Genomic DNA, 13,912 nt, shown 5'->3' on the forward strand with positions numbered 1-13,912 from the left:
GCAGGTTCGGCCCCCCGCGCTCACCGCGCGGGGGGCCGAACTGTTTCTACGGGGCGGGTTCCCGGACCGACACGGCCTCCGTCAGCGTCTGCGCGAGGCCCTCCTTGCGGATGCGCTGGTCGATGTAGAGCACGGCGGTCACCAGGGGCAGGAACACGCTGGCGGCCAGCTGCGTGAGGAACGTGGCGACCAGGCCGAACAGGGCGTACAGGCCGAACTGGGAGCGCAGTTGGTCGAGCAGGACCGCGGAGGCGGAGCTGCCCGGGGCGGGCGGGGGCGGCATCGGGGTGGCGAACTGCAGGGGCAGGCGTACCACGAGGGACACGATGCCCACGATGACTCCGGCGAGCAGGGAGATGCCGAACGTGCGCCACCAGGCGCCGCGGACCAGGCGTACGGAGCGGCGCAGGGCCTGGAGCGGGCCCGCCGTTTCGAGGGCCGCGACCGCCGGGGCGAAGGCGAAGAGGACGTACAGCCAGGCCGCGAGCGGGGTCACGACGAGGAGCAGCAGGAAGACCAGGCCGAAGGGGACGGCCGACTGGGTCAGGACCGTGATGAAGAAGGAGACGAAGAGCAGCGCGCACGCGCCCAGCGGAAGCAGCAGGACGAGGGCGAGCAGGACGGTCACGGCCATCACCGACGGCGTCCGTGACCACGCCCTGCGCCAGACCGCCCCGAACGTCGCCGGACGGCCGAGCACCGCCTCGTGCAGCGTGGCGGAGCACGAGGCCTGGATGAACGAGTTGACGGCCAGCGAGGCCAGCAGGCCCGCGAGCCACACCGCGCCGAACGCGATCAGGATCGGCCTGCCGTCGTCCCAGGAGAACGTCGCGCCGGGCTCGTACATCGCCTGGACGTGCTCGCGTACGGAGAGGTAGGCGAGGGCGGCCACCGTCGCCATGACCACGACGAGCAGGCCGTACGCCGCGACGGCGGTGCCGAACAGGGGCTTCGCGTACCGCCGCATCGTGGCGAACGTGCCGCCGAGTATGTGGTCGACGCCGAGCGGGGCGAGGGGGATGACGCCGGGCTTGGGCGGCGGGGGAGGCGGCGCCCAACCGCCGTTCGAGCCCCAGCCGTACGGCGGCCCGCCGTACGGTCCCGGCGGCCCGCCGTAAGGCGCCTGTGGTCCCCACCCCGATGTGTCTGACATCGCTCTTGTGCTCCGTAGTTCCGTGCGGTTTCCCGCGTGCGTCGCTGTGGCCCCCCACAGTGATCGCGTCACCTTAGCCGGTTCGTCCGCCGCCGTCCGCCGTCGTTATGTACGAGCGTACGCAACGTTGTGTACACTCGTACGCATGGGATACGGACTGCTGGCCGCGGCGATCGCGGCGGAGGTGGCCGGGACGACGGCCATGAAGTACAGCGAAGGGTTCAGCAGGCTCTGGCCTTCGCTGATCACTGTCGCGGGGTATCTGATCGCCTTCACGCTGCTCGCGCAGACGCTGAAAACGCTGTCGATGGGGACCGCCTACGCGATCTGGGCGGGCATCGGGACCGCCGCCGTCGCCGCCATCGGGATGCTGTTCATGGGGGAGTCCGCCAGTCTCGTTAAGATTTCGGGCGTCGCGCTCGTGATCGCGGGCGTCATCGTGCTCAACCTGGGAGGAGCCCACTGATGGTTCGCCGTTACGACCCCGAACGGCGGCAGCGGATCATCGACGCGGCGATCCGGGTCGTCGGGAAGAAGGGGATCAACGGGCTCAGTCACCGGTCGGTCGCCGCCGAGGCCGATGTGCCGCTCGGGTCGACGACCTACCATTTCAAGACACTTGACGACCTGATGGTGGCCGCGCTGCGGCAGGCCAACGAGGGGTTCGCCAAGGTGGTCGCGGGGCGGGGCGCGCTCGGGGATCCGCGGGCCGATCTCGCAGGTGAGCTCGCCGCGCTGCTCGGGGAGTGGCTCGGGGGAGACCGCACGGCGGTGGAGCTGGAGTACGAGCTCTATCTGGCCGCCCTGCGCAGGCCCGCGCTACAGCCCGTCGCCGCGGAGTGCGGCGTGGACCTCGGCGAGCTCCTCGCGCAGCGCACCGATCCCGTCACCGCGCGGGCGCTCGTCGCGCTCATGGACGGGATCTGCCTGGAAGTGCTGCTCACGGACGCGTGCTACGACGAGGCGTACGCGCGCGAGGCGTTCGGCAGGCTCGTTCCGTCGGAGGGCTGACGGCCGCAGGGGACTGGCGGACGCGGAGGGCTGGTGGCCGCAGGCTGCTGACCGGGCACGCCGGGGCCCGGACCCTGAGACCGGTTCGCTCGCGCGCCGCCCCGCCGGTTAGGTTTTCCCCATGACCGACACGAACGCTTCCCGCACCACCGGCGCCGTCGCCGCAGGCCTCGCCACCGTCACCGCCGACGGCACCGTTCTCGACACCTGGTTCCCCGCGCCCGAGCTCGTCGCCGAACCGGGCCCCGCCGGTACCGAGCGGCTGACCGCCGAGGGTGCCGCGCAGCTGCTCGGCGAGGGTGCCGCCAAGGCCATCCGCCTCGATGCCCGCCGTGGCGTGGAGATCATCGCCGTACGTACGGTCATCGCGTCCCTCGACGACAAGCCGCTGGACGCCCACGACGTCTACCTCCGCCTGCACCTGCTCTCGCACCGCCTGGTCAAGCCGCACGGCGTGAACCTCGACGGCCAGTTCGCCTTCCTCGCCAACATCGCGTGGACCTCGCTGGGCCCGGTCGCCGTCGACGACGTCGAGAAGGTCCGGCTCAACGCCCGCGCCGATGGCCTGCACCTCTCGGTGACCTCCATCGACAAGTTCCCGCGCATGACGGACTACGTCGCGCCGAAGGGCGTCCGCATCGCCGACGCCGACCGGGTCCGCCTCGGCGCGCACCTCGCCGAGGGCACCACGGTCATGCACGAGGGCTTCGTGAACTTCAACGCGGGCACCCTCGGCACCTCCATGGTCGAGGGCCGCATCTCCGCCGGTGTCGTCGTCGGCGACGGCTCCGACATCGGTGGCGGCGCCTCCACGATGGGCACCCTCTCCGGCGGCGGCAACGTCCGTATCGTCATCGGCGAGCGCTGCCTGATCGGCGCTGAGGCGGGCGTCGGCATCGCGCTCGGCGACGAGTGCGTCGTCGAGGCCGGTCTGTACGTCACCGCGGGCACGCGCGTCACCATGCCCGACGGGCAGATCGTCAAGGCCCGCGAGCTCTCCGGCGCCTCGAACATCCTCTTCCGCCGCAATTCGGTCTCCGGCGCCGTCGAGGCCCGCCCGAACAACGCGGTGTGGGGCGGCCTGAACGACGTGCTGCACAGCCACAACTGATCTTTGGCAGCCTGTCGGGAGCGCCCTCCGGAAACCGGGGGGCGCTCTTCGCATGCGTAAGCTGCGCTCCCAGGCGTGCGTATGAGGCGCGGGACGACAGGAGAGCGACATGCACCGAGCGGGTATCCGGGCCCTGGCCCTGAGCGGAACGGCGGCACTCGCGCTGGTGGCCGGGTGCGGTCAGAGCGCGGGCGTCGGCAGCGGGGCGGCGCAGGGGGCGAGCCGGATCTCGACCGGCGGTCACAGCTATCCGCTGGAGAAGAGCGACATCCACTGGAGCGGCAGCCCGAGCCCCTTCAACGCGCAGGTCAAGCTCGCCGACGGGCGCCGCGTGGCGATGCACTACATGAAGAGCAAGGGGCTCCTCGTGCAGGACTACAGCCCCAGGACCAAGGGGTGGTCCAAGTCGGCCCTGGTCCACAAGACGAAGACCGACGCCTGCCAGGGGATCACGCTCAAGGCCAAGGACGGGACCGTCGCCGCCTTCGGGGACTTCGGGGTGTACTGCGCGGACGGCGAGCCGCCGACCGAGTCGGTCGCCGCGGTCGCCACGGGGCCGCTGACGAAGTGGGGCACGCACCTCACGAAGGACTTCGACGGCTGGGAGAAGATCGCCGTCGCCGCCGGGGGCAAGACGGTCACGTTCAGCCGCGGCGGCGAGAAGCTCCGCTGGACCAAGGCCGGGGGCTTCCCCGCCGCGGGCTGACCGCGGCTAGCGCCTGTCGTCCAGCGCTTCGTCCAGCGCTTCGTCCAGCGCTTCGTCCAGTGCATTGTCCAGCGCTTCGTCCGGTGCTTCGTCAAGCGCTTCGTAGGCGGTGAGCAGCCCGTCGGTCGCCTCGCGTCCTGCGGGCCGCAGCGGTGCCCGGACCGGGCCGCCGGGCAGACCGAGCGCGCCGAGCAGCGCCTTGGAGGTGACCGCGCCCGGGAGCCCCGATGCCATCATCAACTCGATGAGCGGAGTGGCCTGTTGCTGCGCGCGCCGAGCCCCTGCCGTGTCACCGGCCTCGAACGCGTCGATGACCGAACGGAGTTGGCGCGGCACGGCGTTGGCCACCGTGCTGATGTAGCCGACGCCGCCCACCGCGTAGAGCGCGAGGATGTACTCGTCGCAGCCGGTGTAGTACGCCAAGTCCGTTCGGGCGATCACCTTCTGAGTGCCCATCAGGTCGTACGCGCAGTCCTTCACCGCGACGATCCGCGGATGCTCTGCGAGCCGCAGCATCGTCTCTGGCTCGATACGGGTGCCGGTGCGCCCCGGAATGTCGTACAGCGCGAGCGGAAGCCCCGACGCGTCGGCGACCTCGACGAAGTGCGCCTCGACGGCGTCCTGCGGCGGCTTGCTGTAGTACGGCGTGACCACCAACAGGCCGTCCGCACCTGCCTTTTCGGCCTGCTGTGCCAGCTCCACCGTGTGCCGGGTGGCGAAGCTGCCGACACCGGCGACGATCGAGGCCCGGTCGCCGACTGCCTCGGCGACGGCCCGTACGAGCGCGGACTTCTCACTGTCGGACGTGGTGGGGGACTCGCCGGTGGTGCCGGAGAGCACGAGCCCGTCGCAGCCGCCGTCCACCAGGCGCGCCGCGAGCAGCTGGGCGCCGTCCAGGTCGAGCAGGCCCTCGTCGGTGAAGGGCGTGACCATCGCGCAGAGGGCGCGGCCGAAGGGGGGAGGTGCTGGGGAGGGTGAGGTCATAGAGGCAGTGTCGGCGCACTGACTCTGAAGCTCCACTTAATTCTGCTACGAGATATGGGACAGGAGTGCTAAGAGGTCTGGAGGGTCAGCTTGAAGCCGTCGTGGCTGCGTGCGAACCCGAGCGAGGCATAGAAGCGGTGTGCGTCCGTGCGTCGTTTGTCGCTGGTCAGCTGGACGAGCGCGCAGCCACGCGCGCGTGCCCGTGCCACGGCCCCTTCCAGCAGCAGCCGTCCGAAGCCGCCCCCGCGCCGGTCGGCCCGTACGCGAACGGCTTCGACGAGGGCGCGCTCGGCGCCCCCTTTGCCGAGCCCGGGTATGTAGGTGATCTGCAGACACCCCACCACCACGTCCCCGTCGTCAAGCACGAGCACCTCATTGCGGGGGTCCGCTTCGATCGAGGCGAAGGCGCGCTCATACGCGGCGCCGACGACGACCGACGCCGGATCCACGACCCGCTCCTCGTCGGCGAGCAGGGCGAGGACGGCGGGCAGATCGGCGCGGGTGGCGGGGCGCGGGGCGGTCATGGCCGGAGTGTGCCATGCCCGTCAAAGCCGCGTTGACGTGCGGCGACTGCCGGGGGAGGCTCGGGCCATGACGACACATCCGTACGTGCGCTATGTCGCGATCGGCGACAGCCAGACGGAGGGGATCGGCGACGGCGACGAGTCCCACGGCTATCGCGGCTGGGCCGACCGGCTCGCCGAGATCCTGGCCGAGGGGAACCCCGGTCTCGGCTACGCGAACCTCGCGGTGCGCGGCAGGCTCACGGCAAGCATCAAGGCGGAGCAACTCGCCCCCGCCCTGGCGCTCGCCCCGGACCTGGTCACGGTCATGGCAGGCATGAACGACCTGGTGCGCCCCGGCTTCGACGTCGCCCAAGTGGCCCGCGACATCGAGGACATGTTCATCGAACTCACCGCGGCGGGCGCGCGCGTGGCCACGGTGACGTTCCCGGACATCGGACGGATCTCGCCGCTCGCGCGCAGGGCGCTGCCGCGCGTTCTCGAACTGAACGCCCGCATCCGCGCGGCAGCGGACCGCCACGGAGTCGTCGTCCTCGACACCTTCCCGCACCGCGTCACCACGGACCCCCGCCTGTGGAGCACGGACCGACTGCACGCGAGCCCCGTGGGCCACGCCCGGATCGCCGCCGGGATGGCCGACGCGCTGGGCATCCCCGGGTACGAGGACTGGGTGCGGCCCCTCGCGCCGCCCGCGCCCCGGGTGTCCACGCTGCGGGCGGTCGCGGCGGAGACGCGGTGGTTCGCGGGGTTCATGGGCCCGTGGGTGTGGCGCAGGCTCCGAGGGCGCTCGTCGGGGGACGGGCGCGAGGCGAAGCGGCCGGAGCTGAGCCCGGTGACCTCTCCTTGAACGGGTTTGACCGCAACTCCTGAACGGGCTTGACCTCAATCAAACTTGAGGTCGCAGTCTGTGCGTGATGACGGGGCAGGGCCCCACCCACGCGCTGAAGGAGCAGGCCATGAAGACACGCACCGACGCCACCCTCCCCGACCCGGCCCGCGCGGACGGAGGCCTCGTCTTCTTCAGTACGTGGAGCACGGGGACGCCGGAGCGGCAGCGGGCGGCGGCCGAGGCGATCGCCGAAGCCTGGGCGAGCCGTCCCTGGCCGCACGAGGGCCTGCTCTCGTACACCGTGTACGCCGGTGCGGACGGCTCGACACTGGCGCACCGCTCGCAGTGGCGGGACGACGCCGCGTACCAGGACTTCTTCGCCAACGGCAGGGACGAACGCAACGGCGACATCGACAGGGCCGTGCCGGGCATCGAGCGGCTCGGGCTGCACAAGACGCGGTTGCGGGGCGGGGTTCCGAGGGCGGCCGGTGACGAGCGGGTGGCCGGGGCGGTGGTGATCGCGGAGGCGGATCCGGGGAGCGGGTCGCCTCAGGTCGCGCCGCCCGGCCTGATCTCCGTTCACTTCCACCTGGCGACGGACAGCTCGGGGGGTATCCGCTACGAGGAGTGGGAGAGCGGGGAGGGGCTTGCGGAGGAGGGCCGGTACCGGTTGGCGTACGGCTTCGTGCCTCACTGAGGCCTACGCCGTGCTGAGGCCTGTGCCGCGCTGTACCCGGGATCCCCCGGCCCCCTGAATCCCCAATAGTCCCGACAATAACATTCCCCTGGACAAGAATAGTTGTCGGTGGGACGGTGGAGTCATGTTGGACGTCACCGTGATCGAGGACCCGGCGGCCGCGGCCGCTTCGCTCGACCCCATCAGGGCCGGGCTCCTCGCCGAGCTCGCGGCGGGACCCGCCTCCGCCGCGATGCTGGCGGGCCGGGTCGGGCTGCCCCGTCAGAAGGTCAACTACCACCTCAAGGCGCTGGAGCGGCACGGGCTCGTGGAGCTTGCGGGGGAGCGGCGCAAGGGGAACGTGACCGAGCGGCTGATGCGGGCATCGGCGGCGTCGTACGTCATCTCGCCGACCGCACTCGGCGCGATCCAGCCCGATCCGGGGCGGGCCAGGGACCAGCTCTCCGCGCGGTGGCTCCTCGCGGTGGCCGCGCGCCTCGTCCGGGACGTCGGGGCGCTGATCACGGGGGCGGCGAAGGCGCGGCAGGGGCTGGCCACGTACGCCTTGGACGGGGAGGTTCGGTTCGCTTCGGCGGCGGATCGGGCGGCGTTCATCGCGGAGTTGACGGAGGGGGTCGGGGGGCTGATCGACAAGTACGGGACCGCGGCCGGGGGCCGGGAGCATCGGGTGGTGGTCGCCGTCCACCCCTCGCTTCGGGGCTCCGCCCCCGTCCCGCATCCGGACGGTCCCGCACCCGCGCAGGGAACGCGCCCCCGCCCCACAGCCGGACAGCCCCGCACCCCGACCCCGGCCCCGGAAACGCTGACACACCCCACCTCGAAGGAGTCACCATGACCACCGGCAAGGAGTTTGAGATCGCGCGGGAGTTTGAGGTTGATGCCTCTCCTGTGGAGGTCTGGGACGCGCTCACCACCGGCACCGCCGGCTGGCTGTGGCCTGTGGAGTACGAGCCCCGCGAAGGCGGCACCGCCCCCTTCGGCGGCATCGTCACCCGCTGGGATCCACCGCACCGCCTCACCGGCCTCGTCGAGGACCCCGAAGGTCTCCCGCCCGGCCAGATCCGCAACGAGCTCGACCACACCATCGAACCCCGCGACGGCGGCCGCCGCTCCTGGGTGCGTTATGTGCACAGCGGCATGTTCACCGACGACTGGGACAACCAGTACGACGGAGCGAGCAAGCACACCGACTTCTACCTGCACACCCTGCGCCAGTACCTGACGTACTTCACGGGCCGCCCCGCAACCTTCATCACCCTGGACGGCCCTGCCGCCTCCACCGCGCAGGACGCCTTCACCAAGCTGGGCCGACGCCTCGGGCTGCCCGACGACGCGGCGGAGGGCGCCCGCGTGCGCGTGGACGCCCCCGGCGAACACCTCGACGCGGTCCTCGACTTCCGCAGCCGGCACTTCATCGGCCTGCGTACGGACACCGCCCTCTACCGCTTCTTCGGCCGCAACCACTTCGGCGCCCCGGTAGGCATCAGCATCCACGAGTTCGCCCCGCAGGCTGATGGCAAGAGCACCGAACTGGCTTGGCGCGACTGGCTGCACAGGCTTTACGGCTGACGGCCGCCCGCTGACGGCCTACGGCCGGAACCTCAGCACCTGCGGGTCATGATCACTGTTCTGCTCGGCGAACTCCGCGTTGATGTGCACGCTGTCGAACGCGAAGCCCCCACCGGCCCGCACCCCGGGGCTGGTCAGAATCTGGTCGAGGACCTGGGAGTTCCCCTGGTAGACGTACGAGTAACGCTCCGACCGCGGAAGGGACTTGACCGCGGACTTCAACGCGCCCTCGGCCTCGAGCGCCTGCGCCGTCGCCGAGAACTCGAAGTCGTTCACATCGCCGACGACCACCACATCGGCGTCCTTCTCGACCTTACGGACGTCCCGCACGAAGGAGTTCACCGCTTCGGCCTGCCGCAGCCTCTTCGCCTCGGAGGACCGCACCGGCGGCTGATGCTGTGACGTGAGCCCCTCGTCGCCGCCCTTCGACCCGAAGTGATTGGCGACCACGAACACAGTCCGCCCCCGGAAGGTGAACTCACCGGCCAGCGGCTTACGGCTGTCGGCCCAAGCGGTGTTCGCGGGGTCGATGCGCCCGGGGGAGAGGGTCAGGGCCGCGCGTCCCCCGGAGGAACGTACGACATCCGTAGCCGTCGTCGCGTCCCCCTTGCCCCGGTCCGTGAAGGAGACCCGCTCGGGGTTGAAGAGGAACACCTGACGGATGTTCCCGCCCGGCTCCCCGCCGTCCTTGTTGTTCTGCGGGTCGATGGACCGCCACTCGTACCGAGGTCCGCCCGCGGCGACGATCGCGTCCGTGAACTTCTTCAGGGTCGCCTCCGCCGAGACGGTCCCGTCGTTCTTCGCGCCGTTGTCGTCCTGGATCTCCTCCAGGGCGAGGACGTCGGGCGAGGCGAGGTTCGAGACGACGGCGCCCGCGAGCGCGTCGAACTTCGTCTGCGGGTCGGTCGGGTCGAGGTTCTCGACGTTGTACGTGGCGACAGCGAGCTCACTCTTCGCCTGCCGCCGCGTCTTCTCCCGTACGAGACCCTTGTCGGTGACCTTCCCGAGCGTCCGGCCGACCAGCGTGTATCCGCCGAACTGGTTGAAGTCCAGGGGCCCTTCGGCACCGCCGGACAGCACATCGCCGACGTTCGCCTTCGGGAAGGGCTGCTCGGCGAGCGGCGCGAGCTGCTGGATCTGCAGCCGCCCGGTGTTCTGCGCGGAGTACGAGCCGTAGAGCGCGCCGCCCCGCCGGGCCGGGTTCTCGTGCGGCTTCACGGTGATCCACAGCTCCGAGTACGGATCCGTGGCGCCGACCACACGCGAGGTGCCGACGGTGACGTTCATGCCCTCAAGGGACTCGTACAGATCGAGGGCGTACGAGCGGGGCTTCAGCGGCAGCGCGTTGATGCTGCCGCTGTTCGCGGGGTCGCCGTCGGGCGCGTACGCGGAAGGCACCTTCTTGGCGTTCACCGTGACCGGCGCGGGCAGCGCGTTGCCGGACGACTCGACGGTCACCGTCGGCTTGGTGAGCTGGGTGAGCGACTGGTTGCCGGACGCGGCGCCGCCGGGCACGTACTCGCTGACGGTCCCGGAGACACGGACCGCGTCACCGGCCTTCACCGTCAGGGCCGCCGAGCCGGTGTAGACGAAGACGCCCTCGCTGGTCGCGGGGTCGGCGTCCGCCTTCGGGTCCTGGATCCAGAAGCCCTTGGAGCCGTAGGAGCGGACACCGGTCACGATGCCCGTCACGCCCGTGACCTGCTGATTCGCGAGAGGCGAGAGGCGGGTGGTGCCCTGGATGTCGTGGATCCTGACCTCGTCGGCGGACGCGGACGACGACGAGGAGGTCGCGGCGAGCAGACCGGCCGCGAGGGCGGTGGCGACGACGGCGGAGAAGGCGGCGGATCTCACGGCGGGCCGGGTGGCACGGGATATGTGCGGCATGGACAGACTCCGGATGAGGGTGAGGGTCGTATGAAGCAAGGGAGGTGGACCGACTGAGCGAGCGCGGCGGACCGGCGGACGCCAAGTGCAGCGCCCGTCGCCCCCGCGCTCTACGCGCGTCAATCTCTTGCGTGGCCAGGGGAGTTGTCAAGGTTCGGCGGGTGTTCTCGCCGTGTATGTCTTCTGACAGGGACATGAACCGGGCGGCATGGGCCCAAATCCGTCTAGGCTTCGGGGGAAGCCCCATCCTCCGGAGGAGAACCAGCCGATGTCCGTAAGTCCCGCCACCCTGCCGCCGGTGCTGCTGCACTCCGAAGCGGAACTCGCGCGGGCCGCGCTCGCCACGCCGCTGCTCTCCCGCGCCGTGCGGCTCGCCCGCTGGGCGGGCCCCGAGACGCGGGTCGGCGCGGGCGGTGAACTGATCGAGGAGCAGCTGCCCGCCGCGGCGGCGGAGCTCGGCCTCGCGGCGGACGACCCGGACGCCGCGGCGCACGCGAGCGAGGCCTGGCGCGTGGCCGTCGACACCGGCCTGGTCGACGTCACGGACGGCGATGAGAGCGAGGAAGGCGACGGCGAGGACGCGCAGGGGACCGTCACCGCGGGCGAGGACCTTGCCGCGCTCACGTCCGGCAGCCCGCAGGACATCCTCGGCGTCTGGCTCGGTGCCCTGGACACCGTGTACGGGGACGCGACCGTGCCCGACATGGACGGCCTCCTGGACGTCCTCGAGGAGAAGGGCGAGATCGACTTCGAGGAGCTCGGCTGGGACCCGCAGGCGGAGGCGGACTTCCTGGACGGCGTACTCGGCAATCTGTATCTGCTGACCGCGACCGACGCCGCGGCGGGCGAAGGCCCTGTGCCGCTGCCCGCGCTCGCCGCGTCGATGATCGTGCCCGACGACATGGCGGAGCCGACGGACGACGTCCTCGAGCAGGTGTCGGACGCGATGATGAAGCTCGACGACCAGTTCCGGCTCTTCGAGCCGCTGGGGCTCGTCGAGTACCAGCCGGTCGACGAGGCCCTCATGGTGGACATCGACGAGGCCGAGGCGCCGCTCCCCGCGGACGACGATGACGTCTCCCGGTACGGAATGGTCCGCCTCACCCCGCTCGGCGTCTATGGCGTCAGGGCGCGGATGCTGGAGGCGGGCGTGGACGCCCCCGCGGTCGGCGATCTCGCGGACAAGGGCGCCGACGCGCTGCTCGAAGGGACGGCCGGTTTCCCGCAGACCGCCGCGCAGGCCGAGATCGAGCTGTGGCTCGCCCGGCATGAACAGCTGGACGCGGCACGGGAGTTGCTGTCCGCCGCGCGGGGCGGGGACGAGGGGGCGCCGCTGCGCAGGCTGCGGTGCCAGCAGGCGCTGTCCCTGGTGGGCAAGGATGCGGAGCCCGCACTTCGGGAGGTCCTCGATGACGCGGAGCTCGGCGGTCTTGCTCGGGTGTGGCTGGCGGAGCACGGTGCTTCGGACGTGCCCCCGCCCTCCGAGGCGCTCGTCTTCTGGCTGACCATCGACACGATCGCCGCGCAGCTCGCCGCCGAGGGCAACTCCGATGAGCTGCAGGGCCTCGTCGAGGGGCTCTCCGAGCAGCACAGCGGCTTCTTCGCCGCGGCTTGGCGGGTCGAACACCCGGCCACCGCCGATGTGCTGGAAGCCATGGGTCGGCTGCACCCCGACAAGAAGGTGGCCAAGGAAGCACGGAAGGCGGCCTTCAAGGCGCGGTCGCAGCAAGGGATGTGAACGGTTTCCGGGCGGGCTCAGGCGTACGGCCCTGAGCCCGCCCGGAACTCCGCTCACCCGGCCGGAGGCCTCAGCACTGGTACTTCGTCGTGTGCTTGAAGGATGACGTCGCGCCGTCGAAGCCGTACGTCCCCCGGTAGGCCGGAGGGTTCTGGAATTCGCCGACGATGGTGATGGTGTTGGCGCAGGAGCCCTGGCCCGTGCGTTTGGCGTCAAGACGGATGGTGTCGCCCACCAGGCCGCCGGTGATGTCCCAGGGTGCGCCGCAGATGCCGGACGTGATCTGGCCGCCGGTCACCACGTGCGGGTAGGTGTTGGGGTTGTACTTCACCGTGATGGCGAAGGTGATCGCGCCGTTGTGCAGCTCCAGCTTGCAGTCGGTGGAGAGCGCCTCGGCGGACACCTCCTGGGGCGCGGCGAACGCCTCGTCGCGCGTCTTGACCTCGGCGCCCTGCGGATTGTGGAAGCGGTGCTCTCCGCGCGCCTGGCCCTTCTGCTTGCGTGCCTGTGTGGTCATGGAGCCTCCTCTCGGTGCCGGGTTCGGTCAGGCCAGCTGCTCGGAGACCTCCACCCGCAGCAGCGCGCGGACGTTCTCCAGGTGGTTGAGGATGGTCACGGTTGAGGAACCGGCGAACAGCAGCCCGAGCGCGACGTTGTCGAGCGAGGTCACCAAGGACCCCGAGTCCCCGCCCGCCGAGATGTTGGTCGTCAGGATCTGGTCCTTGAAGCGGGCCGTGCCCGCCGTGCCGTAGTTGACGTCGATGGTCGCGTCGACGGCCATGATCCGGCCGAAGGAGATGTTGGTCGTACGGCCGGTCTTCTTCACCAGGTCGCCGACCGCGACGTTCGCCTTGCGGCGCCAGGCGCGCGGCGCACCGCTGAAGTACGTCTCGCGGGTCGCGTCCTGGAACTCGACGGTGCCGAGCGCCGCGTCGACGACGTTGTTGTGCCGCTCCAGCGGAATCTGCGGGGCGAACTGGATCGTGATGAAACGCTCCAGCGTCGCGATGCGGTCGGCCGGGTCCTGGCCGCCGTCGAAGACACCGGGCTGCACGATCGCGCTGCCGAGCTGCGCGCGGTTGGAGTCGGCGAGTACGTGGTTGTTGGAGAGGATGTAGAACTTCGCCGGTACTCCGAGGCCGGGGCCCGGCGGGTCGACCGAAGCGCCGGGCAGGAAGTCGTAGACCACGCTGCCGAGCGTGCCCGCCGTCACGCGGACGTTCCCGACCGAGAAGCCGGCGGGGCACGGACGCATCCGGCGCTTGAGGAGCTGCGGCTCGAACGCACCGAGTCCGGCGAGCTCTTCGAGCATGGGCTGCGACAACCCGGCGAGCTGCTCACTGATGCTGCCGTCCGGGTCGTACGTAAACGACGAGCGGTCGTCGGAGCGAGCGGCCTTGCGCTGCTGCCGCTGTGCGGCGACGTGGCCGACGGCGACGACGTCGGTGGGCGTGCCGTCGTCCATCTGCGACGGTACGACGTCCCGCTCGGGGAGCATGGACTCCGGAACCTTCTGCGTCACGAACACGATGACGGCGGGTTCACCGGTGGGCTGTCCGTCGGTCCACTTCACGCCATGGCCGTAGCCGACGATGTTGGCGGGCGGAGACTGGGGCCGCAGGAATTCCGCGGCCGCTTGCTGACGGGAGCTGTCGCTGAGCTGACCGCCGGTGGGTCCTCGCATCAATTCGGGCTGGCTCACC

At 70.8% G+C, this 13,912-nt stretch carries 15 protein-coding genes; 9 read left to right on the forward strand and 6 right to left on the reverse strand.

The window, feature by feature from the left end:
- Nucleotides 1–46: 46 nt before the first annotated feature.
- Nucleotides 47–1,153, reverse strand: coding sequence for a hypothetical protein (locus tag ACGFSB_RS15785; protein ID WP_393398865.1), 1,107 nt, complete (start codon nucleotides 1,151–1,153; stop codon nucleotides 47–49).
- Between the two features lie 145 nt (nucleotides 1,154–1,298).
- Here ACGFSB_RS15785 and ACGFSB_RS15790 point away from each other — a divergent pair, with 145 nt between their 5' ends.
- The 4 genes from ACGFSB_RS15790 (at nucleotide 1,299) to ACGFSB_RS15805 (ending at nucleotide 3,981) form a co-directional block, all read left to right on the forward strand.
- On the forward strand, nucleotides 1,299–1,619 hold the full coding sequence (locus ACGFSB_RS15790) for a DMT family transporter (RefSeq protein ID WP_393398867.1): 321 nt from the start codon (nucleotides 1,299–1,301) through the stop codon (nucleotides 1,617–1,619).
- A complete protein-coding gene (locus ACGFSB_RS15795) occupies nucleotides 1,619–2,164 on the forward strand; it encodes a TetR/AcrR family transcriptional regulator (protein ID WP_393398869.1) in 546 nt (181 codons plus the stop codon). Before ACGFSB_RS15790 ends, ACGFSB_RS15795 begins: the two co-directional genes overlap by 1 nt.
- A gap of 121 nt (nucleotides 2,165–2,285) precedes the next feature.
- A complete protein-coding gene (gene dapD, locus ACGFSB_RS15800; protein ID WP_393398871.1) occupies nucleotides 2,286–3,275 on the forward strand; it encodes a 2,3,4,5-tetrahydropyridine-2,6-dicarboxylate N-succinyltransferase in 990 nt (329 codons plus the stop codon).
- Between the two features lie 109 nt (nucleotides 3,276–3,384).
- On the forward strand, nucleotides 3,385–3,981 hold the full coding sequence (locus ACGFSB_RS15805; RefSeq protein ID WP_393398873.1) for a hypothetical protein: 597 nt from the start codon (nucleotides 3,385–3,387) through the stop codon (nucleotides 3,979–3,981).
- A gap of 6 nt (nucleotides 3,982–3,987) precedes the next feature.
- Here the strand turns inward: ACGFSB_RS15805 and dapA are convergent, their stop codons facing one another.
- A complete protein-coding gene (gene dapA / locus ACGFSB_RS15810) occupies nucleotides 3,988–4,965 on the reverse strand; it encodes a 4-hydroxy-tetrahydrodipicolinate synthase (protein ID WP_393398875.1) in 978 nt (325 codons plus the stop codon).
- Nucleotides 4,966–5,033: 68 nt separating this feature from the next.
- On the reverse strand, nucleotides 5,034–5,489 hold the full coding sequence (locus tag ACGFSB_RS15815; RefSeq protein ID WP_393398877.1) for a GNAT family N-acetyltransferase: 456 nt from the start codon (nucleotides 5,487–5,489) through the stop codon (nucleotides 5,034–5,036).
- A gap of 67 nt (nucleotides 5,490–5,556) precedes the next feature.
- Between ACGFSB_RS15815 and ACGFSB_RS15820 the strand changes: the two genes are divergently transcribed.
- From ACGFSB_RS15820 to ACGFSB_RS15835, 4 genes are all read left to right on the forward strand, one after another.
- Entirely contained in the window at nucleotides 5,557–6,336 is a 780-nt protein-coding gene (locus ACGFSB_RS15820; RefSeq protein WP_393398879.1) for an SGNH/GDSL hydrolase family protein, read from the forward strand.
- A 109-nt stretch (nucleotides 6,337–6,445) separates the two neighbouring features.
- Complete coding sequence (locus ACGFSB_RS15825) at nucleotides 6,446–7,015, forward strand: antibiotic biosynthesis monooxygenase (protein WP_393398881.1); 570 nt, start codon at nucleotides 6,446–6,448, stop codon at nucleotides 7,013–7,015.
- A 124-nt stretch (nucleotides 7,016–7,139) separates the two neighbouring features.
- Entirely contained in the window at nucleotides 7,140–7,850 is a 711-nt protein-coding gene (locus tag ACGFSB_RS15830; protein WP_393398883.1) for an ArsR/SmtB family transcription factor, read from the forward strand.
- Nucleotides 7,847–8,584: an SRPBCC domain-containing protein gene (locus ACGFSB_RS15835; RefSeq protein ID WP_393398885.1), complete on the forward strand. Its 738-nt coding sequence runs from the start codon at nucleotides 7,847–7,849 to the stop codon at nucleotides 8,582–8,584. Before ACGFSB_RS15830 ends, ACGFSB_RS15835 begins: the two co-directional genes overlap by 4 nt.
- A gap of 18 nt (nucleotides 8,585–8,602) precedes the next feature.
- Here the strand turns inward: ACGFSB_RS15835 and ACGFSB_RS15840 are convergent, their stop codons facing one another.
- Nucleotides 8,603–10,471, reverse strand: a complete 1,869-nt coding sequence (locus tag ACGFSB_RS15840; protein ID WP_393398887.1) for an endonuclease/exonuclease/phosphatase family protein — start codon at nucleotides 10,469–10,471, stop codon at nucleotides 8,603–8,605.
- A 268-nt stretch (nucleotides 10,472–10,739) separates the two neighbouring features.
- On the opposite strand from ACGFSB_RS15840, the gene ACGFSB_RS15845 reads away from it, so the two are divergent.
- Nucleotides 10,740–12,209 carry a hypothetical protein gene (locus ACGFSB_RS15845; protein ID WP_393398889.1) on the forward strand — a complete coding sequence of 490 codons (1,470 nt, stop codon included), beginning with the start codon at nucleotides 10,740–10,742 and terminating at the stop codon, nucleotides 12,207–12,209.
- 70 nt (nucleotides 12,210–12,279) lie between these two features.
- Here ACGFSB_RS15845 and ACGFSB_RS15850 read toward each other — a convergent pair whose 3' ends face one another.
- Complete coding sequence (locus tag ACGFSB_RS15850; RefSeq protein WP_393398891.1) at nucleotides 12,280–12,726, reverse strand: hypothetical protein; 447 nt, start codon at nucleotides 12,724–12,726, stop codon at nucleotides 12,280–12,282.
- Nucleotides 12,727–12,753: 27 nt separating this feature from the next.
- A complete protein-coding gene (locus ACGFSB_RS15855) occupies nucleotides 12,754–13,911 on the reverse strand; it encodes a hypothetical protein (RefSeq protein WP_393398893.1) in 1,158 nt (385 codons plus the stop codon).
- Nucleotide 13,912 lies beyond the last annotated feature (1 nt).

The sequence above is a fragment of the Streptomyces sp. NPDC048441 genome (assembly GCF_043200235.1).
GTDB lineage: Bacteria > Actinomycetota > Actinomycetes > Streptomycetales > Streptomycetaceae > Streptomyces.

Coding starts and splice junctions, on each gene's coding strand:
- ACGFSB_RS15845 (WP_393398889.1), top strand. CDS start 10,740: ATGTCCGTAAGTCCCGCCACCCTGCCGCCGGTGCTGCTGCACTCCGAA.
- dapA (WP_393398875.1), bottom strand. CDS start 4,965: ATGACCTCACCCTCCCCAGCACCTCCCCCCTTCGGCCGCGCCCTCTGC.
- dapD (WP_393398871.1), top strand. CDS start 2,286: ATGACCGACACGAACGCTTCCCGCACCACCGGCGCCGTCGCCGCAGGC.
- ACGFSB_RS15850 (WP_393398891.1), bottom strand. CDS start 12,726: ATGACCACACAGGCACGCAAGCAGAAGGGCCAGGCGCGCGGAGAGCAC.
- ACGFSB_RS15790 (WP_393398867.1), top strand. CDS start 1,299: ATGGGATACGGACTGCTGGCCGCGGCGATCGCGGCGGAGGTGGCCGGG.
- ACGFSB_RS15840 (WP_393398887.1), bottom strand. CDS start 10,471: ATGCCGCACATATCCCGTGCCACCCGGCCCGCCGTGAGATCCGCCGCC.
- ACGFSB_RS15795 (WP_393398869.1), top strand. CDS start 1,619: ATGGTTCGCCGTTACGACCCCGAACGGCGGCAGCGGATCATCGACGCG.
- ACGFSB_RS15820 (WP_393398879.1), top strand. CDS start 5,557: ATGACGACACATCCGTACGTGCGCTATGTCGCGATCGGCGACAGCCAG.
- ACGFSB_RS15825 (WP_393398881.1), top strand. CDS start 6,446: ATGAAGACACGCACCGACGCCACCCTCCCCGACCCGGCCCGCGCGGAC.
- ACGFSB_RS15835 (WP_393398885.1), top strand. CDS start 7,847: ATGACCACCGGCAAGGAGTTTGAGATCGCGCGGGAGTTTGAGGTTGAT.
- ACGFSB_RS15815 (WP_393398877.1), bottom strand. CDS start 5,489: ATGACCGCCCCGCGCCCCGCCACCCGCGCCGATCTGCCCGCCGTCCTC.
- ACGFSB_RS15830 (WP_393398883.1), top strand. CDS start 7,140: ATGTTGGACGTCACCGTGATCGAGGACCCGGCGGCCGCGGCCGCTTCG.
- ACGFSB_RS15785 (WP_393398865.1), bottom strand. CDS start 1,153: ATGTCAGACACATCGGGGTGGGGACCACAGGCGCCTTACGGCGGGCCG.
- ACGFSB_RS15805 (WP_393398873.1), top strand. CDS start 3,385: ATGCACCGAGCGGGTATCCGGGCCCTGGCCCTGAGCGGAACGGCGGCA.